This is a genomic window from Catellatospora sp. NPDC049609 (assembly GCF_040675365.1).
Classification (GTDB): Bacteria; Actinomycetota; Actinomycetes; order Mycobacteriales; family Micromonosporaceae; genus Catellatospora.
In genome coordinates, this window is the sequence record NZ_JBFAOU010000053.1 from 1 (window position 1) to 20,290 (window position 20,290).

The window sequence follows — 20,290 nt, forward strand, 5'->3', positions numbered from 1 at the left end:
CACCTTTAACACTCTTCCCAACCACCCCCCTATCCCGATCGGCGCTCGGCTTACTTAGACGTGCGCCTAACTGGATCCCGAATCCCACAACAACTTCATCCAGATAGGCCAACGTCTATGAAAAACGGGTCTCGGCGGGGTTCGGGCGGGTGGGGCGGGGACCGGTCAGACGGGGTCGAGGTCGGCGTCCTCGTCGGGGATCAGGTCGGGGTCGGGGTCGTCGTCGGGGTCGAAGCCGAGCACCGCCTGCTCGTCGGGGCGGTGCACCAGCACGGTGCTCAGGAACGACTGCACGGCGGGGGCCAGGCCGACGTCGCGCCCGGCGGTCTCGCTCAGCGCCCACCGGTGCTCGATGATCTGCACGAACAGCTCCGGCGGCTCCAGCTTGCCGCGCAGGTGCGGCGGCACCGCCCGGATCACCGGCTCGAACACCTCGACCAGCCAGCGGTGCGCCGCCTGGGCCTCGTCGGGCAGGTCCTCGGACTCGGCCCGGTACGCGTCCAGGTCGTTGAGCAGCGCGCGGGCCTGGTTCTCCTCGGCGTCGAGGCCGGTCAGGCGCAGCAGGCGGCGGGTGTGGTGGCCGGCGTCGACGACCTTCGGGCGCAGCATGATGCTGCGGTGCCCGCCCTCCTCGACGACCGACATCGACACCTCCTCGACGTCGAAGCCGAGCTCGTTGAGGCGGCGGATGCGCTTGTCCATCTGGCGGCGGGTGTCGGCCTCGACCGCCTGCTCGTGGGTCAGCTCGTGCCACAGCACCTCGTAGCGGCGCACCACCTCGTCGGAGACGTGCTCCGGGTCGATGCCGTCGTGCAGCAGGCCGGCGGCCTGCAGGTCCAGCGCCTCGCCGAAGATGTTGGTCCGCGCGATCTCCAGGTCCTCGCCGCGCTGGCCGGGGGACAGGCGCAGGTGCAGTTGGCCGGTCTCGGCGTCGACCAGGTACGCCGCGAAGGCGCCCGCGTCGCGGCGGAACAGCGTGTTGGACAGCGAGCAGTCGCCCCAGAAGAAGCCGAGCAGGTGCATGCGCACCAGCAGCGCGGCAAGCGCGTCCAGCAGCCGGTTCATCGTCTCGGGGCGCAGCGTGTGGGAGAACAGCGCCCGGTACGGCAGGGAGAACTGCAGGTGCCGGGTGACCAGCACCGGCTCCAGGTGCTCGCCGTCGAGGGCGACCCGGTCGGCGACGATGGCGACCGCCTCGACGGCCGGGGCGCTGATCCGTTCGAGCGCGCGGAGCAGGTCGTACTCCCGCTCGGCGATCTTCTCGCGGGTCTCCTTGACGGCGTACACGGTGCCCTGCAACTTGACGAAGCGGACGACGTGCCGGGAGATGCCCTGGGGCAGCGCGACGAGATGGTCGGCCGGCCACTCCTCGAGCGGCGTGGACCAGGGCAGGTCGAGCAGGGCAGGGTCGACTAGGGCAGAGGTGATCCGCACGCGAACAGCCTACGGATTCGCGCCAGCCTGCCCGGCATCCCCTGTTCGGCCGAGGCACCGGCCACAGCGCTGCTTCGTTGCACGTAGGGAGCTTGTACCGGAACGTTCAGGAGGCTGGTCGCATGCGCCGTACGGTCGCGCTGGTGATGGGAATCTCTGCCGCACTCGCCCTCGCCACCACGGCGGGCGCCGCGGTGCTCGGCGATCGGGACCCCGCACCCGCAGTGTCGGCCGGCTCACGCGAGCCGGCGACCGCCGGGCAGGGCGCGCCGCAGGCCGCGCCGGCCGGCGAGGCGGCGACCGTGGCGCAGCCCGAGGCGACCGCGCAGCGGCCGGACACGACGGTGCGCAAGGCCGGACGGGCCGAAGCGGGCCGGGTCGAGGCGGCACACGCCGTGCTCGGCTATCTGGACGCCGACCGGACCGCGACCCTGCGCTACCCCGGCGCCGAGTACGTCAAGGTGCACTTCTCCCAGCTCCTGCTGCTGCCCGGCGACTACCTGACGGTCAGCGACCCGAAGCGGACCGAGGTGCACCGCATCGACGGCGACCCGGTCGGCTCGGTGCTCGGCACCGCCGGCCGCTGGGCGATGTCGGTCACCGGCGACACCGCCGTCGTCGAGCTGCACAGCTCCCGGCTCGACCTGCTCGGGCTGAGCGGCACGGTCGCCAAGCTCGGCGTGGTGATCGACAAGGTCACCCGCGGGTTCACCGAGTCCGAGCGCGGCGCCGCGTCCGACGCGTACCAGCGGGAGAAGCGGCAGGCCGCGCGGACCGGGCGCGAGGAGAGCATCTGCGGCTCGGACGAGAAGGCCGACGCGGTCTGCTACCGCACCACCGAGCCGGTGGTCTACCGGCGGTCCAAGGCGGTGGCCCGGATGCTCATCGGCGGCGTCGAGCTGTGCACCGCCTGGCGCGTCGGGCCGAAGAACCTGCTGCTCACCAACAACCACTGCGTCGCCGACAAGAGCGAGACCGGCGACGCCGAGGTGTGGTTCAACTACCAGTGCGCCGAGTGCGGCGGCTACGACGTGTTCCGCCCGACCAAGGTGTGGCTGAGCGAGCTGCTCGCCACCGACCGGACGCTCGACTTCAGCCTGTTCTCGGTGACCGACTTCGCGCTGGTGGAGAAGTTCGGGTACCTGGAGCTGGACCTGCGCCGGCCGGAGAAGGGCGAGGAGCTCTACATCCCGCAGCACCCGGCGGGCGCGCCCGCGATGGTCGCCGTCAGCAGCGACCGCGACCGGGCGGGCAACTGCGCGGTGGAGAGCAACTCCTACGACGGGTACGCCGACGACACCGACATCTCCTACTACTGCGACACCGAGGGCGGCTCGTCCGGCTCGCCGGTGCTGTCGCGGCGCACGAACAAGGTCATCGCGCTGCACCACTTCGGCGGCTGCCCCAACTCGGGCGTACGCATGGAGCTGATCAGCAAGAAGATCGCCGACCTGCGGTGAGTTCGGTCACCCGCCCGGCCGGCCGGTGTGGAGATCACGTGAACGGCGCCGGGTGCGGGCGGGCCGGTCAGGCATAGTGGGCCGGTGCGGATTCCGACCCGGCGGCTGAGCCGCCTCGACAGCTGGTGGTGGGACGCCGCCCTGCTCGCGGTGCTCGCGCTGGTCACCGTGCTCGCGATCCGCGGCGTCACGGCAGACCTCGACCTGGGCGTACGCGACTGGGTGGCGGGGCACCGGCCGCAGTGGGCGTACTGGGTCGCCTTCGTGCTGAACTACCTCGGCCAGGGCTGGCTGGTGATGTGGATGCTCACGGGCGGCCTGACCGTAGCGCTGCTGATCCGCCACCGCGACCCGCGCGTCGTGCTGCCGGGCGTGATGGGGTTCCTGCTGACGTACCTCACCATCGGGCCGCTGAAGCTGTGGACGCACCGGGACGCGCCGAGCAGCGCGCTGCCCAACGCGGTGGAGTTCTTCAACCCGCTCGCGGTGGCGTACTCGAACTCGTACCCGTCGGGCCACGTGGTGAACGCGATCGTGTGGTGGGGCGTGATCGTCATCCTGGCGTCGCGGCTGTGGCGGCTGCCGCCCGCGCTGGTGCGCTGGATGCGGGTCGCCCCACCGGTGATCGTGGTGTGGACGACGACGTACCTGTCGCACCACTGGATCACCGACGGCGTCGCCGCGGTCGCCCTCGGCCTGCTCCTGGACCGCCTCATCCACCGCGTCGACTGGGACGCGCTCCTCCCACCCCGCCGCTGAGGGCCCCGCGCGGCTCGTGCCCGCAGTTTCCCCGAAACTGCACGGACGTCGGGCTCGTTGGCGCGGTTTCCCCGAAACTGCATGGGACGCCGGGCTCCTTCGCGCGGGTTCTCCCGAAACTGCGGCGCGAGCGGAGGGCGCTGGGGGTGGTGGGGATCGGGCCTGCGTGGGGTGGGTGGGGGTGAAGAAGGTGCCCCTCCTATACACAGAGCGTTAAGAAGGTGCCCTTCCTTTCGTCGTGGGGGGCGGGCTAGCCTGCGGACGTGATCTCGACGTTGGCTCGGCGGCTCGGGTTCGGGGACGCCGTCGTCATCGGTCTGGGCGCGATGCTGGGCGCGGGCGTGTTCGTCGTGTGGGGACCCGCCGCGGAGGCCGCCGGCACGAGCGGCGCGCTGCTGCTCGCGCTGCTGATCGCGGCCCTGGTGGCGGCCTGCAACGCGACCGGGTCGGCGCGGCTGGCGGCGCGCTACCCCGAGTCGGGGGGCACGTACGTCTACGGCCGGGAGCGGCTCGGCGCGTTCACCGGGTTCCTCGCGGGCTGGGCGTTCGTCATCGGCAAGACCGCGAGCTGCGCCGCGATGGCGCTGACGATCGGCTACTACCTGTGGCCACAGCACGCCCGGGTGGTCGCGGTCGCGGCCGTGGCGGTGCTGACCGCGGTCAACATCCGCGGCGTCACCAAGACCGCCGCGGCGACCCGGATCCTCGTCGCGGTCACGCTGACCGTGCTGGTGACGGCGGTGGCCGCGGGACTGCTCGGCGGCGGCACGCCGGAGGCCGGCGCGGTCGGTCCGGCGGGCCCGTTCGGCGCGGCGGGGCTGCTGTTCTTCGCGTTCGCCGGGTACGCCCGCATCGCCACGCTGGGCGAGGAGGTGCGCGACCCGGCCCGCACCATCCCGCGGGCGGTGCCGGTGGCGCTCGGGATCGTGCTGCTCGTGTACGCCGCCGTCGCGGTGACCTGCCTGTCCGTGCTCGGCATGCCGGCGCTGGCCCGCTCCGCCGCGCCGCTGGCCGACGTGGTCACCGCCGCCGGGCTGCCGCAGCTCGCGCCGGTGGTGCGGGTCGGGGCCGGGATCGCGGTGTGCGGGGTGCTGCTCAGCCTGCTGGCCGGGGTCGGGCGCACCGTGCTGGCCATGGCCCGCCGCTCCGACCTGCCGAAACGGCTCGACGCGGTGCACCCGAGGTTCGCCACCCCCTGGCTCGCCGAGCTGGCCGTCGCCGCGGTGATCATCGCGGTGGTGCTGGCGGCGGACGTACGCGGCGCGATCGGCTTCTCCAGTGTCGCGGTGCTGACCTACTACGCGATCACGAACGCGGCGGCGTGGACCCTGGGCGGGCCGCGCCACCTGCGCGCGGTCGCCGCGCTCGGGTTGATCGGCTGCGTCGTGCTGGCGACCACCCTGCCGGAGCCGACGGTGCTGGCGGGCGGCGGGATGCTCGCCCTCGGCGTGCTCGCCTACGCCGTCCACCGCCGCAAGGGCTGAGCGCTCACAGGGCCAGCGCCGCGCGCAGTCCGGCGTTGACGGCCGCCATCGTGTACGGCCCGAGCGCCCCGGCCGGGGCGGGCAGCTCGTCACGCCACAGCTTCTCCACGTCGTCGCAGAGCACCCATCCCGCGAGGTCGCCGCAGTCGCGGCCGAGCGGCACCACGGTCTCCAGGTGGGTGTTGCGGTTCGTGGTGGTGAGGCGGACCGCGAGCACCGTGGACAGCGCGCGGTTGCGGTGGTTGTTGCTGATCACCGCGAACGGCTTGCGGCCGAGCTCACCGCCGAGATCGATGAGGTAGACCTCGCCGCGGACCGGAGCTCTCATCGGCGCTCGCCCGTGGCCCCGGCCTCCTCGGCCGTCCACTCGGCGACCGAGCGCGCGCGGCGGGCCCGGTGCGCCGTCCGCTCGGCGTCGGCCTGGCCGTTGTGCCACGTCGCCATGTGTTCGTAGCCGATCTCCAGGGAGATGCCGCGCAGTGTCGCGTCGGCGACGTCGAGCATCGCCCGGACGCGCGCGCCCTCGCTGCTCAGGTCCGGAACCTCGCCACGCTGCGCATACCAGAGCTCGAGGGCCTGCCGCAGTGCCGACTCCGCGCCGAGCTCCTGCACCGTGTCGGCGATGCCGTCGGTGACGGTGACACTCATCCTCTTCACTGCATCAGGCTATGCACCACCATGTGGTGCGTCAAGTGGTGCAGTGCCGGTGACGACGGCGGCGATGCGCGTTCCGGGTCCGAAGGCGCCCCGCTCGACCAGGTCGAACAGGCCGGCCAGCAGCTTGCCGGTGTAGACCGGGTCGAGGGCCACCCCGTGCCGCGCCCGGAAGTCGGCGACGAAGGCGTCGAGTCCGGGGGTGCGCTTGGCGTACCCGCCGAAGTGGTGGTCCAGGTCGACACGCCAGTTGTCGGTCGGTGCGCCGAGCGCCTGTCGTTGCAGCTCGCGGACCTCGTCGGCGAGGAACCCCGCGCCCTTGAGCACGGCGAAGCCGAGCGCGGTCTGCCCTGGGGCGAGCCCGGCGGCCAGGCCCGCGAGCGTGCCGCCGGTGCCGACGGGGCAGCAGATCACGTCGAAGGCGGCGTCGATCTCACCGGGCAGCTCGGCGCAGCCCCGCACCGCGAGCGCGTTGCTGCCGCCCTCGGGGATGACGTAGCACCCGCCCCACTCGCGTTCCAGCCGCGCCGACACCTCTGGCGTGTGCTTGGCGCGGTAGGTCGTCCGGTCCAGATAGGTCAGGCGCATGCCCTGCGCGGCGGCGTACGCCAGGGACGGGTTGAGCGGCAGGTGCTCCTCGCCGCGCACCACCCCGACGGTCGCGAACCCGTGCCGCCGCCCGGCCGCCGCGACGGCCCGCAGATGGTTCGAGTACGCCCCGCCGAACGTCAGCAGCGTGCCGAACCCCTGCTCCCGCGCCGCCACCAGGTTGTACTTCAGCTTCCGCCACTTGTTGCCGGGCAGCTCCGGGTCGACGAGGTCGTCGCGCACCAGCAGCACCGACACCCCGGCCCGCGCGATCCGCTCGTCCCGAAGCGCCTGCACCGCCACCCGGCGCCGCTCGTACACGTCCGCCCCCTTCCCGACCACGTTCCGTCCCGCCCGCGCCCCTTGATGATCGTCCGACTTGCCCGGCAAGTGGGCGAATCATGGACGGGCATACGCCCATGTGCCTGGCAGGTCGGACGATCTTGGGGTCAGAGCAGGGTGAGGAAGTGGCGGACGGTGTCGGACATCGAGTGTCGCGCCGGGTTGAGGTACTTGCGGGGGTCGACGAGCTTCGGGTCGGCGGTGAGGGTCTCGCGGACGGCGCCGGTGAAGGCGATGTTCAGCGCGGTGCCGATGTTGATTTTGACGAGGCCGCCGGTGACGGCGCGGCGCAGCTCGGCGTCGCCGACGCCGGAGGAGCCGTGCAGGACCAGGGGGACGCCGACGGCCGCCTTGAGCGCGGCGATCAGGTCGTGGTCGAGGGCGGCGTCGCGGGTGGTCATCGCGTGCGACGAGCCGACCGCCACGGCGAGCGCGTCCACGCCGGTCTCCGCCACGTAGGCGGCGGCCTCGGCCGGGTCGGTGCGGGCGCCCTTGGCATGCGCGCCCAGCGGCGGGGCGCCGTCCTTGCCGCCGACCGTGCCCAGCTCGCTCTCCAGCCACAGGCCGTGCTCGTGGCAGAAGTCCGCCGCGGCCTTCGTCGCGGCGACGTTGTCGGCGTACGGCAGGGTCGAGGCGTCGAACATGACCGACGAGAAGCCGTGCTCGGGCGCCTGATGCAGCAGCGCGACCGACTCGACGTGGTCCAGGTGCAGCGCGACGTCGACCGCGGCCAGCTCGGCCACCGCGCGGGCGGCGGCGGCCAGCGGGCCGACCCGCCCGCCGTGGAACTTCACCGCGTTCTCGCTGATCTGCAGGATCACCGGGCGGCCCGCGGCGGCGGCCCCGGCGGTGATCGCCTCGGCGTGCTCCAGGGTGATGACGTTGAACGCGGCGACGCCGACGCCCGCCGCGGCCGCCTCGGCGACCAGCTTCCCGGTGGGGACCAGGGCCATCAGATCCACTCTCCCGACTCGACGACCCCGGCGACCAGCTTGCGGGTGCGGACCGGGGTCATCGGATCCACTCTCCCGACTTCATGACGCGGACGACCCGCAGCTCGCCGTCCAGCTCCACCAGGTCGGCGCGCAGGCCGGGGCGCAGCGCGCCCAGCTCGGCGTCCAGGCCGACCGCGCGGGCGGGGGTGGTGGCGGCCATGGTGGCGACGTCCGTGATGGACAGCCCCGCGCCGAGCGCCTGGCGCACCGCGGCGTCCATGGTCAGCGTGCTGCCCGCGATGCTGCCGTCGCGGGCCAGCCGGGCCACCCGGTCTGCCACGACGACGGCCTGGCCGCCCAGGTCGTACTCGCCGTCGGCCATGCCCGCCGCGGCCATCGCGTCGGTGATCAGCGCGGCCCGCGCGGCGCCCGCGGTGTGCGCGGCGAACAGCAGCGTGCCGTCGTGCAGGTGTACGCCGTCGGCGACCAGCTCGCACACCACGGCCGGGGAGTCCAGCAGCGCGACGATCGGGCCCGGCTCGCGGTGGTGCACCGGGCGCATGCCGTTGAACAGGTGCGTGGCGACCGTCGCACCGGCCTCGATCCCGGCCCTGACCTCGGCGTACGACCCGTCGGTGTGCCCGATCGCGGCGACCACGCCGTGCTCGGCCAGCAGCCGGATCGCGTCCAGCGCGCCCGCCCGCTCCGGCGCGATGGTGACCATGCGCAGCACCCCGCCGTCGGCGACGGAGCCGCCGGCCAGCTTGATCAGCTCGGTGAGCTCGTCGAGCGACGGGTCGCGCAGGAACTGCGGGTTCTGCGCGCCGCAGCGCGCGTGCGACAGGTACGGCCCCTCGAAGTGCACGCCCGCCAGCACGCCCTCGGCGACCAGCGGCGCGTACGCGAGCACCGCGTCGCGCATCAGCTCGAACGGCGAGGACACCAGGCTGGCCAGCAGCGTCGTGGTGCCGTGGCGCAGGTGGAACGCGGCCCCCTCGCGGGCCGCGGCCGCGTCGCCGGTGGTGAAGGTGTGCCCGCCGCCGCCGTGGGTGTGGATGTCCACGAACCCGGGCAGGATCCACCGGTCCGCGGCCGACGCGTCCGGCTCGACGGCGCCGATCCGGTCGCCGTCGAGGCGCAGCACGCCCTCGACCACGCCGTCGGGGGTGACGATCCGTCCGCTGACGGTCATGCCTGGTCCTCATTTCGCTCGGCGGTGATCCGCGCTGCCCGGTGCCGTCCGGTCCGGCCCGCCGCCACCGTGCCCGGCGACGCGCAGGCAGGGGCGGCCGACCGCGAACGCTGCGCGGTCATGCCCCGGCTCCGACCAGGTCCAGGGCGATCAGGGCCGCGCCGAGGCTGCCCGACTCGTCGCCCAGCTCGGCGCGCACGATCTCCGGTACGCGGTGGAAGGTGACCTTCTTGCCGAGGGCGTCGCGCAGCGGGGCCAGCAGCGTCTCGCCGGACTCGGCCAGGCCGCCCCCGATGACGACCAGCTCGGGGTCGTACAGCGCCTGCCCGGTGAGCAGGCCGTCGGCGAGCGCGTCGACGGTCTCGGCCCAGACCTGGTCGGCGTGCCTGTCGCCGCCCAGCCGCCCGGCGACCTGCGCCGCGGTGGCGGGGCTGCCCGCGAGCTCGGCGTAGCGGCGCTCGACCGCGCTGGCCGAGGCGACCGCCTCCAGGCAGCCGCGCAGGCCGCAGCCGCAGAGCGGGCCGTCGGGGCGTACCACGATGTGGCCTATCTCCCCGGCCGCGCCGTGCGCGCCCGCCATGACGGCGCCGTTGACCACGTGCGCGGCGGCGATGCCGGTGCCGATCGGCACGACCAGCACGTGCCCGCGTCCCCGGCCCGCGCCGAGGCGCGCCTCGGCCAGGCCGCTGGCGCGCACGTCGTGGCCGACCGCGACGGGCACGCCGAGCCGCGCGTTCACCTCGCGGCGCAGCGGCACGTCCCGGAAGCCGATGTTGGACGAGTACGTGGCGATGCCCTCGGCCTCGTTCACGATGCCGGGCACCACCACGCCCGCGCCGACGGTGCGCCAGCCGCGCTCGGCGGCGGTGGCGGCCAGTCCCGCGGCGACGTCGAGGATGGTGCCGAGCACCGCCTGCGGCCCGCGCTCGCGGCCGGTGGCGTGGCGCTCGGTGTGGCGTACCCGGTGGGCGACGTCGACCAGGGCGCACTTCATGCCGGTGCCGCCGACGTCGATGGAGACCACGACGTCATCGGGCTGGTGAATGGTCATGCCTGCTCCTGCCTGCGCTCGTCGGCGGCACGGCCGGACCCGGCAGCTGGCGCGCCGTGCGCGCGGCCCGCGGTCCGGGCCGCGCCGGATGCCAGGATGCGCGTGGTCATGACAGGACGACCGAGCGGGTCAGGTGGCGCGGGGTGTCGGGGTTCAGGCCCTTCTGCTCGGCGAGCGCGACCGCGAAGCGCTGGGCCACGACCAGGTGCGCCACCGGGTCGAGGTCGGCGTCGTGCACGAAGGTGGCGCCGGTCGCCGCGACGTCCTCGGGCAGGCCCGCCGGGACCTCGCCGAACGCCCACACGGCGCGGCCGGGCGCGCTGATCGAGATCGGGCCGTGCCGGAAGTCCATCGCCGGGTAGGCCTCGGTCCAGAAGGTGGCCGCCTCGCGGCACTTCAGCGCCGCCTCCTGGGCCAGGCCGTTGGTCCAGCCCCGGCCCACGAAGGTGACCTGCTCGATCGTCGCCGGGTCGAGCGGCAGCGGCAGGTCGAGCGCGCGCCGCGCGTCGGCGGCAGCCTTGGCCAGGTCCTCGCCGAGGGACGCGCGCAGCAGGGTGAGCGCGCTGGTCGCGAAGCGGGTCTGCACCACCGAGCGCTCGTCGGCCCAGGGCAGCGCGATCACGTCGCGGGCCAGCGTGACGGCGGGCGTGTCCACGTCGCCGACCAGGACGGTGCTGCGGTCGCCGGCCTTGCGCAGGATGTCGAGCACCTCGGTGGTGGTGCCGGACCGCGTGATCGCGATGATCCGGTCGTAGGGCCGGTCGATGGGGAACTCGGAGCCCGCGAAGGCGTCGGTCTCACCCTGACCGGCGGCCTCGCGCAGGCCGGCGTACGCCATCGCCATGAACCAGGAGGTGCCGCAGCCCACCACGGCGACGCGCTCGCCCGGCCGGGGCAGGGCGCCGGCGTTCGCGGCGGCCTCTGCCGCAGCGCGTCGCCAGAGCTCAGGCTGGCTGTTGATCTCTTCGGCGACGTACGTCATGGCGGCTACCCCTCCAGCAGGCGTGCGCGTAACAGCTCGAAAGTACGGCTTTTCGCGCGCTATTCTGCGTGACGCCTACCGCGATGGCAACTCCAGAGTCACATACGCGCAGCACATCGCGTTGCATGGGCCGGTTTCGCGCACTAGTGTGCACGCATCCGCTCAGAAATCGCGCAAACGGAGGATCGGTGGACCGGTACGCCCGCTGGAACGCGCTGCTGGAACTGCTCACCGATTCCGGGCGGGTGAGCGTCGAGGAGGCCGCGGAGCGGCTCGACGTCTCCCAGGCCACCATCCGCCGCGACTTCGACCAGCTCGCCCAGCAGCAGATGATCACGCGTACCCGGGGCGGGGCGGTCGCCAGCGGCGTCTCGTACGACCTGCCGCTGCGCTACAAGACGGCCAAGCACTCCGCGGAGAAGCAGCGCATCGGCACCGCCGCGGCCGCGCTGGTGCAGCCCGGCATGGTGGTCGGCCTCAACGGCGGCACCACCACCACCGAGGTGGCGCGGGCGCTCGCGGTGCGCCCCGAGCTGAACTCGACCTCGGAGGGCGCGCAGCTCACCGTCGTCACCAACGCCCTCAACATCGCCAACGAGCTGCTGGTCCGCTCCCGGATGAAGATCGTGGTCACCGGTGGCGTGGTGCGCCCGCAGTCGTTCGAGCTGGTCGGCCCGCTCGGCGGCGGCATCCTGCGCGAGGTGACCCTCGACCTGGTGCTGCTCGGCGTGGACGCGATCGACGTGGTGCTCGGCGCGGCCGCCCACCACGAGGGCGAGGCGGCGATGAACTCGCTGATGGTGGCGCGGGCCAAGCGGGTGGCGATCATCGCGGACTCGTCGAAGCTGGGCAGCCACGCGTTCGCCCGCATCTGCGCCGTCGAGCGCATCGAGACCCTGATCACGGACTCCAATGCCGACCCCGTCGCCGTCGCCGCCTTCCGCGACGCCGGCCTCAACGTCGTCGTAGCCTGACCCGGCCCGGCCCGGCCCGTTGATCGTCCGACTTGCCTGGCAGATGGGCGAATCATGGGCGCGCATACCCCCATGTGCCTGGCAAATCGGATGACCTTGCTCGCGGGGGCGGGGGAGGGCGATCACGCCTGGTGACGGGGGTGGTGGGTTGTGAAGAATCGGGGGAGATCAGGGCTGCGTCGGGGGTGCATACGCCGTAGGGTGCGTGGGTCATCGTTAGCTAGGAGGTCCCTGTGACCGCTGTCTTGGAGATCCAAGGCCTGACAAAGACGTACCGCGCCCGGGGCGGACCCCGCCGTGCGCTGGACGGCTTCGAGATGTACGTGGAAGCCGGCCAGGTGCACGGCTTCCTCGGGCCGAACGGCTCCGGCAAGACCACCACCCTGCGTACGCTGCTCGGCCTGATCAAGCCGGACAGCGGGGACATGCGGATCATGGGCCGGCCGGTGCCGGAGGACCTGCCGCAGGTCATCGCGAACGTCGGGGCGATCGTGGAGAGCCCGCAGTTCTTCCCCCACTTCTCCGCCAAGGACACCCTGTCGCTGCTGGCCGACGCGGGCAACGTGGCGCAGTCGCGCGTCGACTGGGCGCTGGAGCTGGTGGGTCTGCGCGACCGCGCGAAAGAGCGCGTGAAGACGTACTCCCTCGGTATGAAGCAGCGGCTGGCGGTCGCGTCGGCGCTGCTCAAGCAGCCGAAGCTGCTGATCCTGGACGAGCCCGCCAACGGCCTGGACCCGGGCGGCATCCGCGAGATGCGCGACATGATGGCGACGCTGTCCGCGGGCGGCATGACCGTGATGCTGTCCAGCCACATCCTCGGCGAGGTGCAGCTGATCTGCGACAGCGTCACCATCATCTCGCTGGGCCGGCGGGTCGCCGCGGGTCCGGTCGCCGAGGTGCTGCAGGCGCACTCGTCGGGTGCGGTCCGGGTGGCTTTGGAGACCCCGGCGGACCTGAGCGCCGCGGCGCAGGTGCTGGTCGCGGCCGGCATCCAGCTGCAGGCGCACGCCGACCACCTGATGCTGAGCGGGGTGGACAAGCCTGCGCTGATCGCCCGGCTGCTGGCCGAGCGCCAGCTCTACGTCTCCGAGCTGGCCCCGGTGCACGCCGACCTCGAAAGCGTGTTCCTGGAGCTGACCGGCACCGCCCCGGTGCCCGGCCAGAACCGCCAGGTGGACCAGAGCGCGAAGCCGGGTGCGGCGGACGGAGTGGTGACGGCATGAGCGAGCGGAGCGAGCGATTCATGAGGCTCAGGCTTGTGGAGGCTCAGGCCGCCGGCGAGCGTAGCGAGGTGGCGGCATGAGTCTCGTCAGGGCGGAGCGGCGCAGGTTCTTCAAGCGCCGGCTCATCAAGTGGCTGACCGTGGTCGGCGTGGTGGTCCTCGGCGTGATCGCGACCGCGGTGTTCTTCGACAACCAGAAGGTGTCGCCGGAGACGGTCGCCTCGGCGCAGGCGCAGGCGCAGGCGGAGTTCCGGTCCGCCGTGCAGATGCACGAGCAGCAGCTGAAGACCTGCCAGGACACGCCCGCCGGCAGCACGAAGCCGGAGTTCTGCCAGTACGTCGAGAACGACCCGGGGCCGCAGCAGGAGTGGTTCCGGGCCGAGTACTACATGCCCTCGACATTCGTGTTCAAGGGCGCGTTCGAAGAGATGATCATGGTCTGGGCCGCGATCATGGCGGTGATCGCGTTCGTCATCGGCGCGTCGTTCGTGGGCGCGGAGTGGAGCACCGGCTCCATGTCCAGCCTGCTCACCTGGCGGCCGAAGCGGATGTCCGTGCTGGGCACCAAGCTCAGCGTGCTGGTCGGCTGGCTGACCACGATCGGCGTGGTCACGGCGGGCCTGTGGACCGCGGCGATGTGGGCGATCGCGGTGTACCGCGGCAGCACCGCGGGCATGACCCAGGGCACCTGGCAGTCGCTGGGCCTGACCGGGCTGCGCGGCCTCGGCCTGATCGTCGCGGTCGGCGTGCTCGGCTTCGCGCTGGCCTCGCTGGGCCGGCACACCGGCGTGGCGCTCGGCGTCGCGCTGGCCGTGGTGGTCGTGGGCCAGATCGGCCTGACCATCGTGCTGCTGATGCTGCAGGTGCCGTACCCGGAGATGTATCTCATCCCGACCCACCTGCAGGCGTGGATGGGCAAGCTGGTCGAGGTCAGCAACCCGTTCGCGAACCCGGCCGACTGCATGCCCGGCCAGTGTGTCGAGCAGCTGAAGACCATCACCTGGCAGGACACCGGCTCGATCACGCTCGGCGTGGTCGTCGTGCTGCTGGTGCTCGCCTTCTGGCAGATGCGGCGGCGCGACGTGAGCTGAGCGTCACGTTCGAAGGGCGGCGGCCGGGGTATGTCAACCCCTGGCCGCCTTCCTTTTTGTGGCACAGCAACCCGGTTCGGCGGCCTTTCGTTGATCTCGACAGGGCACCTAGACTCGGTGAACGTGGTTCGCGGGGAGGGGACAAAATGGAGCAGATCAGGCAGCGTACGCGTGCCGACGAAGCCGACCCGGCCGAGCTGCCCCTGATCCCCGCACCAAGGCGGGAGCCGACCCCGCTGGACCCGGCGCACGCTCCCGTCGAGCACCTGGCCCCCGCCGAGCGCGATGACGAGGTCGACTCCGACCTGCCCGCGCCGGTCGCCGTCGTCGACGGCGGGCTCGACGAGCGCGAGCTGCACATCCTCGCCTTCGAGAAGCAGTGGTGGCGCCACGCGGGCGCCAAGGAGCAGGCGATCCGCGACAGCTTCGGAGTCTCCGCGACGCGCTACTACCAGCTGCTGAACGCGCTGCTCGACAATCCGGCCGCGCTGGAGCGGGAGCCGGTGCTGGTGGCCCGGCTGCGCCGGCTGCGCGGCAGCCGGGCGCGCACCCGCAGCACCCGCTGAAGTCTGAAAGCAACCCGCACGCCCGCTGAAAGAACTCTCAGCTCGGGTGGGGGTTCTCCCCGATGGGTGCGGGGGTGCCGGGCCGTACTGTGGCGGGATGCGCGCGTTCGGGTCCCGGTTGCGGGCGAAGCTGAACAGACGGTGGCTCGGTGGCGGTCTCGCCGTCGCGGTGCTGGCCGGTGTCGTGGCCTGGGTGCTGTCACCCACCGACCCCGGCTACCGCACCATCGACGAGAGGGTGACCGTCCGCAGCGGCCCCCTCGGCGACCAGGACATCTCCCTCGACACCCGCCTCTACCTGCCCGAGACCGCGTCGGCGGAGCACAAGGTGCCCGCGCTGCTGCTCGGGCACGGATTCGGCGGCACCAAGGAGAGCGTCACCGACGATGCCAGGGACCTGGCCGGGCTCGGCTACGCGGTGCTCACCTGGACCGCGCAGGGCCTCGGCGCGAGCACCGGGCAGATCCACCTGAACTCGCCCGAGTGGGAGGTCAAGGACGCCCAGCGGCTGCTCGACCACCTCGCCGCACGCCCGGAGATCCTGCTCGACGGCCCCGGCGACCCGCGGGCGGGCGCGATGGGCGGCTCGTACGGCGGCAACCTGGCGCTGATGCTGGCCGCGCAGGACCCGCGCCTGGACGCGATCGTCCCGCTGATCACCTGGCACGACCTGAACCAGGCCCTGTTCCAGCAGTCGCTGACCGACAAGCCCGGTGACGGCGTGCTGAAGCAGGCCTGGGCCGGCATCTTCTTCGGCTCCGGCATGGGCGGCGGCCGCGGCGGCGGGCTGAACCTGGACGCCCTCGGCGTCGGCGGCGAGGGCTCCGGCGACGGGCTGGAGGGTGACGGCGCCGGTGGCAGCGGCTCCGGCGGGGCGCCGGGCGGCGGGTCCGGCACGGCCGCCGACCCGCAGTGCGGGCGCTGGGCAGAGGACGTCTGCGCGGCGTACCTGCGCGTGGCGGCCACCGGCCGCCTCGACGACCAGGCGCGCGAGCTGCTGTCGCAGCGCAGCCCGGCCACGGTGCTCAACAAGATCAAGGCGCCCACGCTGCTGATCCAGGGCGAGTCCGACTCGCTGTTCCCGCTGACCGAGGCCGACGCCAACGCGCGCGGCATCGCCGCGAACGGCACCCCGGTGCGGGTGGCCTGGTTCACCGGCGGCCACGATGGCGGCGACGGCCCGCAGTCCGACCAGGACCGGCTGAAGTACCTCATCGCGCAGTGGTTCGACCACTACCTCAAGGGCAACGGCGAGGCGCCCGCGACCACCTTCACGTACTCCCGGATCACCGGCCTGGACGCGGTGGACCGCGGCCAGATGGCGACCGGCTACCAGGTCACCGACTACCCCGGGGTGGGCGGCGCGCAGACCGTGCAGGTGCCGGTGACCGGCCGCCCGCGCAACATCGCCAACCCGCCGAACGGCACCCCGGCCGCCCTGTCCTCGCTGCCCGGCGCGGGTTCGCTGGCCAGCCTGGTGAGCGGGGTCGGCTCCACCGACCTGCCCGGCCAGCACGCGCGCTTCGACTCCGCGCCGCTGGAGCAGACCGTGTCCGTGGTCGGCGCGCCCCAGGTCACCATCAAGGCGGCGTCCCCGAACGGCGAGGCGGTGCTGTTCGTCAAGCTGTACGACGTCGACCCCGACGGCCGCGGCACGCTCAGCAACGGCCTGGTCGCCCCGGTCCGGCTGACCGGCCTGCCCGCCGACATCGCCCAGGCGCAGCCGGTGCGGGTGACCCTGCCCGGCATCGTGCGGGAGATCGAGGCGGGGCACCGGCTGCGGGTCGTCATCGCCACCGCGGACCAGTCCTACCTCGGCCCGGCGGCGCCGGTCGAGTACACCGTGGCGGTCGGCGACGGCGCGAGCGGCGCGGTCACCCTGCCCACCGTCACCGCGACCCCGATCGCGACCGCCGACACGCTCTGGCTCTACGTGCTGCTCGGCCTGCTCGCGCTGATCGCGCTGGGGCTGGCCGTGGTCATCGTGGTCGCCCGGCGGCGGCACCGGCGGGTGGACCACTCGGTCTCCGCCGCGCACGCCGACACCCCGCTGTGGGTGCGCGGCCTGCGCAAGACGTACGGCGACTTCGTCGCGGTGGACGAGATCAGCTTCACGGTGGAGCGCGGTCAGGTGGTCGGCCTGCTCGGCCCGAACGGCGCCGGCAAGACCACCAGCCTGCGCGTGCTCATGGGCCTCACCCAGGCCACGGCGGGCGAGGTGCTCATCTTCGGCCACCGGCTCGCGCCGGGCGCCCCGGTGCTGTCGCGCATCGGCGCGCTGGTCGAGGGTCCGGGCTTCCTGCCGCACCTGACCGGCGAGCAGAACCTCACCGCGTACTGGCGCGCCACCGGCCGCCCGTGGGAGGAGGCCCGGTTCACCGAGGCGCTGGCCATCGCGGGCCTCGGCGACGCGGTCAAGCGCAAGGTCAAGAACTACAGCCACGGCATGAAGCAGCGCCTGGCCGTGGCCCAGGCCATGCTCGGCCTGCCCGAGCTGCTGGTGCTCGACGAGCCGACCGACGGGCTCGACCCGCCGCAGATCGCCGAGATGCGCCGGGTGCTGCAGCGCTACGCCTCCGACGGGCGCGCGGTGCTGGTGTCGAGCCACCTGCTGGCCGAGGTCGAGCAGACGTGTACGCACGCGGTCGTGGTGCACAAGGGGCGCGTGGTGGCGTCCGGCCGGGTCGACGAGATCGTCGGGGACAGCCCGACCACCCTGCTCGACGTGACCGACATCGACCTGGCCAGCAAGACCCTGGACCGGATGGACGGCGTCACCGGGTACGCGGTCGACGGCGAGCGCACGCTCGTGGTCGACCTCGGCGGGGTCAGCCGGACCGAGGCGGTGTCCGCGCTGGTGCGGGCCGGGGTCGGCATCGACCGGGTGACGCCGCGGCGGCGCCTGGAGGACGCGTTCCTGGCCCTGGTGGGCGACTCGACCGCGGGCAGTGGTGACCGATGAGCGGGAACGTGCGCCGGGCGGCCGACGAGTGCAGCGAGGAGAGGGCATGAGCGAGCGCAGCGAGCGAATCATGTCGTCCGGTTGTCGTGCCGCCGACGAGCGAAGCGAGGAGAAGGCATGAGCACGCAGACCGAGGACGTCGCGGTCCGGGCGGACGGCGCGCCGGCGGGCTACCGCGCCGGCCGGACGCTGACCTACGCCACGGAGTTCGTGCGGCAGTGGCGGCGCAAGCGGACCCAGCTCGCGCTGGGCTTCATGGTGGTGCTGCCGATCATCCTGCTGGTCGCGTTCGAGCTGGGCGGCGAGGACGACGACGGCCGCTCCGGCCGGGGCCAGTTCTCCCAGCTGTCCGACGCGGCGATCTCCGGCGGCCTGAACTTCGCCATGTTCGCGCTGTTCGTCTCCGCGAGCTTCCTGCTGGTCGTGGTGGTGGCGCTGTTCCACGGCGACACCGTCGCCTCGGAGGCGAGCTGGGGCAGCCTGCGCTACCTGCTCGCGGTGCCGGTGCCCCGGGCGCGGCTGCTGGGCGTCAAGCTGGCGGTGGCGCTGAGCTACTCGGCGCTGGCCATGCTCACCCTGCTGAGCACCGCGCTGCTGCTGGGCAGCCTGCGCTACGGCTGGCACCCGCTGCAGTCCGGCCTGGCCGCCGAGATCCCGCCGGGCGAGGGCGTCGCGCGCCTGCTCGCCACCGCCGGCTTCCTCGGCGTCAACATGCTGGTCGTGGCGGGCCTGGCCTTCCTGCTCTCGGTCCTCACCGACGCCCCCCTGGGCGCGGTCGGCGGCGCGGTCCTGCTCTACATCGTGTCGTCCATACTGGACCAGATCACCGCCCTCGGCGAGCTGCGCAACCTGCTGCCCACCCACTACGCCCAGGCCTATCTCGGCCTGCTCACCACCCCGATGCAGTTCGACGACATCATCAAGGGCACCATCGCCGCCATCTCCTACTTCACCGTCTTCGTCGCCCTGGCCTTCGCCCGCTTCACCCGCAAGGACGTCGTCTCCTGACGGACCGCCCATGATCGCGACGATCTTGCGCGAACTGTGGCCGATGTGCCCGATCGGTGCGTGTCGTACCCGCAGTTCCCGCAAGATCGGCGTGGTGGGGTGAGGTGTGCGTCTCATCGCGTGAGAAGCCTGGTCCGGCGGGTCGGGGTTCTGATTAACTGCAAAGCACAACTGAATACCTCATCCAGAGGAGCTGAGGGACACGGCCCGACGACGCTCCGGCAACCACCATCGAAGGCAGGTGCCAACTCCGTCCGGCGGGCCAGATCGGTGACGCCGGGAAGATGAGAGGAAACATCTCATGACGTCTGCCGTCATCTCTCCGCTCGGTGTCGACTCGCCCGCTCGTGGGCTCGAATGTCGCGGCTGCGGCGCCCGCTTCCCCCTCGTCGCGCAGCACGCGTGTTACGAGTGTTTCGGCCCGCTCGAGGTCTGGTACGACGCGGACGCGCTGGCGACGGTGACCCGCGCGCAGATCGAGGCGGGGCCCAAGAACATCTGGCGGTACGCGGGCCTGCTGCCCGCGGGCCAGCGGGCCGCCGACCGGGTGACCCTCGACCCCGGCCTGACGCCGCTGGTGCGCGCCGACGCGCTCGCCGCCGAGATCGGCCTGCGCGCCCCGCTGTGGGTGAAGGACGACTCGGCCAACCCGACGCACTCGTTCAAGGACCGCGTGGTGTCGGTGGCGCTGACCGCCGCGAAGGCGCTCGGGTTCACCCGCTACGCCTGCGCCTCGACCGGCAACCTGGCCAACTCGGTGGCCGCGCACGCCGCCCGCGCCGGGGTGCCGTCGATCGTCTTCATCCCGTGGGACCTGGAGCAGGGCAAGGTCATCACCACCGCGGTGTACGGCGGGGACCTGGTCGCCATCGAGGGCTCCTATGACGACGTGAACCGCCTCTGCTCGGAGCTGGTCGAGACCGACGAGTTCGAGGACACCGCGTTCGTGAACGTGAACGTGCGCCCGTTCTACGCCGAGGGCTCCAAGACGCTCGGCTACGAGGTCGCCGAGCAGCTCGGCTGGCGCATCCCGGCCCAGGTCGTCATCCCGATGGCCTCCGGCGAGCTGCTCACCAAGGTCGACAAGGCGTTCGAAGAGCTGGTCTCCTCCGGTCTGGCGGTCGCGCCCGAGGGCGGCTGGAAGGTGTTCGGCGCGCAGTCGCTGGGCTGCAACCCGATCGCCACCGCGCTGCACGCCGGCACCGACGTGATCACCCCGGTGAAGCCGACCGGCATCGCGAAGTCGCTGAACATCGGCGACCCGGCCGCGGGCCTGTACGCGCTGGAGGCGGTGCGGCGCACCGGCGGCTGGATGGACTACGCGTCCGACGACGAGATCCGCGACGCGATCCGGCTGCTGGCGCGCACCACCGGCGTCTTCGCCGAGACGGCGGGCGGCGTGACCACGGCCGTGACCGCGAAGCTGGTCGCCTCGGGCAAGCTCGACCCGACCCTGGAGACCGTCGTCTACAACACCGGCGAGGGCCTGAAGACCCTGGACGCGGTCGCCGAGCTGGTCGGCCCGACCTACCGCGTCAAGCCGTCCCTCAAGGCCGCCCGCGAGGCCGGCCTGCTCGGCTGAGGCA

At 72.8% G+C, this 20,290-nt stretch carries 18 protein-coding genes and 1 riboswitch; of the genes, 10 read left to right on the plus strand and 8 right to left on the minus strand.

What is annotated here, in order from left to right; genetic code table 11:
• Window positions 1-165 precede the first annotated feature (165 nt).
• A complete protein-coding gene (locus AB0J67_RS17040; RefSeq protein ID WP_363482940.1) occupies window positions 166-1,434 on the minus strand; it encodes a DUF4032 domain-containing protein in 1,269 nt (422 codons plus the stop codon).
• Between the two features lie 122 nt (window positions 1,435-1,556).
• Here AB0J67_RS17040 and AB0J67_RS17045 point away from each other — a divergent pair, with 122 nt between their 5' ends.
• From AB0J67_RS17045 to AB0J67_RS17055, 3 genes are all read left to right on the plus strand, one after another.
• Window positions 1,557-2,894, plus strand: coding sequence for a serine protease (locus AB0J67_RS17045; protein WP_363482943.1), 1,338 nt, complete (start codon window positions 1,557-1,559; stop codon window positions 2,892-2,894).
• Window positions 2,895-2,978: 84 nt separating this feature from the next.
• Complete coding sequence (locus AB0J67_RS17050; RefSeq protein WP_363482946.1) at window positions 2,979-3,653, plus strand: phosphatase PAP2 family protein; 675 nt, start codon at window positions 2,979-2,981, stop codon at window positions 3,651-3,653.
• A gap of 266 nt (window positions 3,654-3,919) precedes the next feature.
• Complete coding sequence (locus AB0J67_RS17055; RefSeq protein ID WP_363483043.1) at window positions 3,920-5,137, plus strand: APC family permease; 1,218 nt, start codon at window positions 3,920-3,922, stop codon at window positions 5,135-5,137.
• 4 nt (window positions 5,138-5,141) lie between these two features.
• On the opposite strand, the gene AB0J67_RS17060 is transcribed toward AB0J67_RS17055, so the two are convergent.
• From AB0J67_RS17060 to AB0J67_RS17090, 7 genes are all read right to left on the minus strand, one after another.
• Window positions 5,142-5,465: a type II toxin-antitoxin system PemK/MazF family toxin gene (locus tag AB0J67_RS17060; RefSeq protein WP_363482949.1), complete on the minus strand. Its 324-nt coding sequence runs from the start codon at window positions 5,463-5,465 to the stop codon at window positions 5,142-5,144.
• The gene (locus tag AB0J67_RS17065; RefSeq protein ID WP_363482952.1) at window positions 5,462-5,794 is read right to left on the minus strand and encodes a hypothetical protein; all 333 of its coding nucleotides are present in this window, start codon (window positions 5,792-5,794) and stop codon (window positions 5,462-5,464) included. The genes AB0J67_RS17060 and AB0J67_RS17065 overlap by 4 nt, the downstream gene beginning before the upstream one ends.
• A 9-nt stretch (window positions 5,795-5,803) precedes the next feature.
• Window positions 5,804-6,700: a pyridoxal-phosphate dependent enzyme gene (locus AB0J67_RS17070; protein ID WP_363482955.1), complete on the minus strand. Its 897-nt coding sequence runs from the start codon at window positions 6,698-6,700 to the stop codon at window positions 5,804-5,806.
• A 128-nt stretch (window positions 6,701-6,828) separates the two neighbouring features.
• On the minus strand, window positions 6,829-7,674 hold the full coding sequence (locus tag AB0J67_RS17075; RefSeq protein WP_363482958.1) for a class II fructose-bisphosphate aldolase: 846 nt from the start codon (window positions 7,672-7,674) through the stop codon (window positions 6,829-6,831).
• Window positions 7,675-7,732: 58 nt separating this feature from the next.
• On the minus strand, window positions 7,733-8,848 hold the full coding sequence (nagA, locus tag AB0J67_RS17080) for an N-acetylglucosamine-6-phosphate deacetylase (RefSeq protein ID WP_363482961.1): 1,116 nt from the start codon (window positions 8,846-8,848) through the stop codon (window positions 7,733-7,735).
• A gap of 118 nt (window positions 8,849-8,966) precedes the next feature.
• Window positions 8,967-9,899, minus strand: a complete 933-nt coding sequence (locus AB0J67_RS17085) for an ROK family protein (RefSeq protein ID WP_363482964.1) — start codon at window positions 9,897-9,899, stop codon at window positions 8,967-8,969.
• A 106-nt stretch (window positions 9,900-10,005) separates the two neighbouring features.
• On the minus strand, window positions 10,006-10,881 hold the full coding sequence (locus AB0J67_RS17090; RefSeq protein WP_363482967.1) for a sugar isomerase: 876 nt from the start codon (window positions 10,879-10,881) through the stop codon (window positions 10,006-10,008).
• 188 nt (window positions 10,882-11,069) lie between these two features.
• Between AB0J67_RS17090 and AB0J67_RS17095 the strand changes: the two genes are divergently transcribed.
• From AB0J67_RS17095 to thrC, 7 genes are all read left to right on the plus strand, one after another.
• On the plus strand, window positions 11,070-11,855 hold the full coding sequence (locus AB0J67_RS17095) for a DeoR/GlpR family DNA-binding transcription regulator (RefSeq protein ID WP_363482970.1): 786 nt from the start codon (window positions 11,070-11,072) through the stop codon (window positions 11,853-11,855).
• A gap of 233 nt (window positions 11,856-12,088) precedes the next feature.
• On the plus strand, window positions 12,089-13,078 hold the full coding sequence (locus tag AB0J67_RS17100) for an ABC transporter ATP-binding protein (RefSeq protein ID WP_363482973.1): 990 nt from the start codon (window positions 12,089-12,091) through the stop codon (window positions 13,076-13,078).
• 76 nt (window positions 13,079-13,154) lie between these two features.
• Window positions 13,155-14,168 carry an ABC transporter permease subunit gene (locus tag AB0J67_RS17105; RefSeq protein WP_363482975.1) on the plus strand — a complete coding sequence of 338 codons (1,014 nt, stop codon included), beginning with the start codon at window positions 13,155-13,157 and terminating at the stop codon, window positions 14,166-14,168.
• Between the two features lie 146 nt (window positions 14,169-14,314).
• Window positions 14,315-14,734 carry a DUF3263 domain-containing protein gene (locus AB0J67_RS17110; protein WP_363482978.1) on the plus strand — a complete coding sequence of 140 codons (420 nt, stop codon included), beginning with the start codon at window positions 14,315-14,317 and terminating at the stop codon, window positions 14,732-14,734.
• A gap of 97 nt (window positions 14,735-14,831) precedes the next feature.
• The gene (locus AB0J67_RS17115) at window positions 14,832-17,696 is read left to right on the plus strand and encodes an ATP-binding cassette domain-containing protein (RefSeq protein WP_363482981.1); all 2,865 of its coding nucleotides are present in this window, start codon (window positions 14,832-14,834) and stop codon (window positions 17,694-17,696) included.
• A 117-nt stretch (window positions 17,697-17,813) separates the two neighbouring features.
• Window positions 17,814-18,704, plus strand: a complete 891-nt coding sequence (locus AB0J67_RS17120) for an ABC transporter permease subunit (RefSeq protein WP_363482984.1) — start codon at window positions 17,814-17,816, stop codon at window positions 18,702-18,704.
• A gap of 177 nt (window positions 18,705-18,881) precedes the next feature.
• Window positions 18,882-18,995: riboswitch (SAM riboswitch) on the plus strand.
• A gap of 10 nt (window positions 18,996-19,005) precedes the next feature.
• Window positions 19,006-20,286 (plus strand): threonine synthase, encoded by a 1,281-nt coding sequence (thrC, locus tag AB0J67_RS17125; protein ID WP_363482987.1) that lies wholly within the window; start codon window positions 19,006-19,008, stop codon window positions 20,284-20,286.
• Window positions 20,287-20,290: the final 4 nt, after the last annotated feature.

Coding starts and splice junctions, on each gene's coding strand:
- AB0J67_RS17045 (WP_363482943.1), top strand. CDS start 1,557: ATGCGCCGTACGGTCGCGCTGGTGATGGGAATCTCTGCCGCACTCGCC.
- AB0J67_RS17060 (WP_363482949.1), bottom strand. CDS start 5,465: ATGAGAGCTCCGGTCCGCGGCGAGGTCTACCTCATCGATCTCGGCGGT.
- AB0J67_RS17075 (WP_363482958.1), bottom strand. CDS start 7,674: ATGGCCCTGGTCCCCACCGGGAAGCTGGTCGCCGAGGCGGCCGCGGCG.
- nagA (WP_363482961.1), bottom strand. CDS start 8,848: ATGACCGTCAGCGGACGGATCGTCACCCCCGACGGCGTGGTCGAGGGC.
- AB0J67_RS17085 (WP_363482964.1), bottom strand. CDS start 9,899: ATGACCATTCACCAGCCCGATGACGTCGTGGTCTCCATCGACGTCGGC.
- AB0J67_RS17090 (WP_363482967.1), bottom strand. CDS start 10,881: ATGACGTACGTCGCCGAAGAGATCAACAGCCAGCCTGAGCTCTGGCGA.
- AB0J67_RS17105 (WP_363482975.1), top strand. CDS start 13,155: ATGAGTCTCGTCAGGGCGGAGCGGCGCAGGTTCTTCAAGCGCCGGCTC.
- AB0J67_RS17110 (WP_363482978.1), top strand. CDS start 14,315: ATGGAGCAGATCAGGCAGCGTACGCGTGCCGACGAAGCCGACCCGGCC.
- AB0J67_RS17115 (WP_363482981.1), top strand. CDS start 14,832: ATGCGCGCGTTCGGGTCCCGGTTGCGGGCGAAGCTGAACAGACGGTGG.
- AB0J67_RS17120 (WP_363482984.1), top strand. CDS start 17,814: ATGAGCACGCAGACCGAGGACGTCGCGGTCCGGGCGGACGGCGCGCCG.
- thrC (WP_363482987.1), top strand. CDS start 19,006: ATGACGTCTGCCGTCATCTCTCCGCTCGGTGTCGACTCGCCCGCTCGT.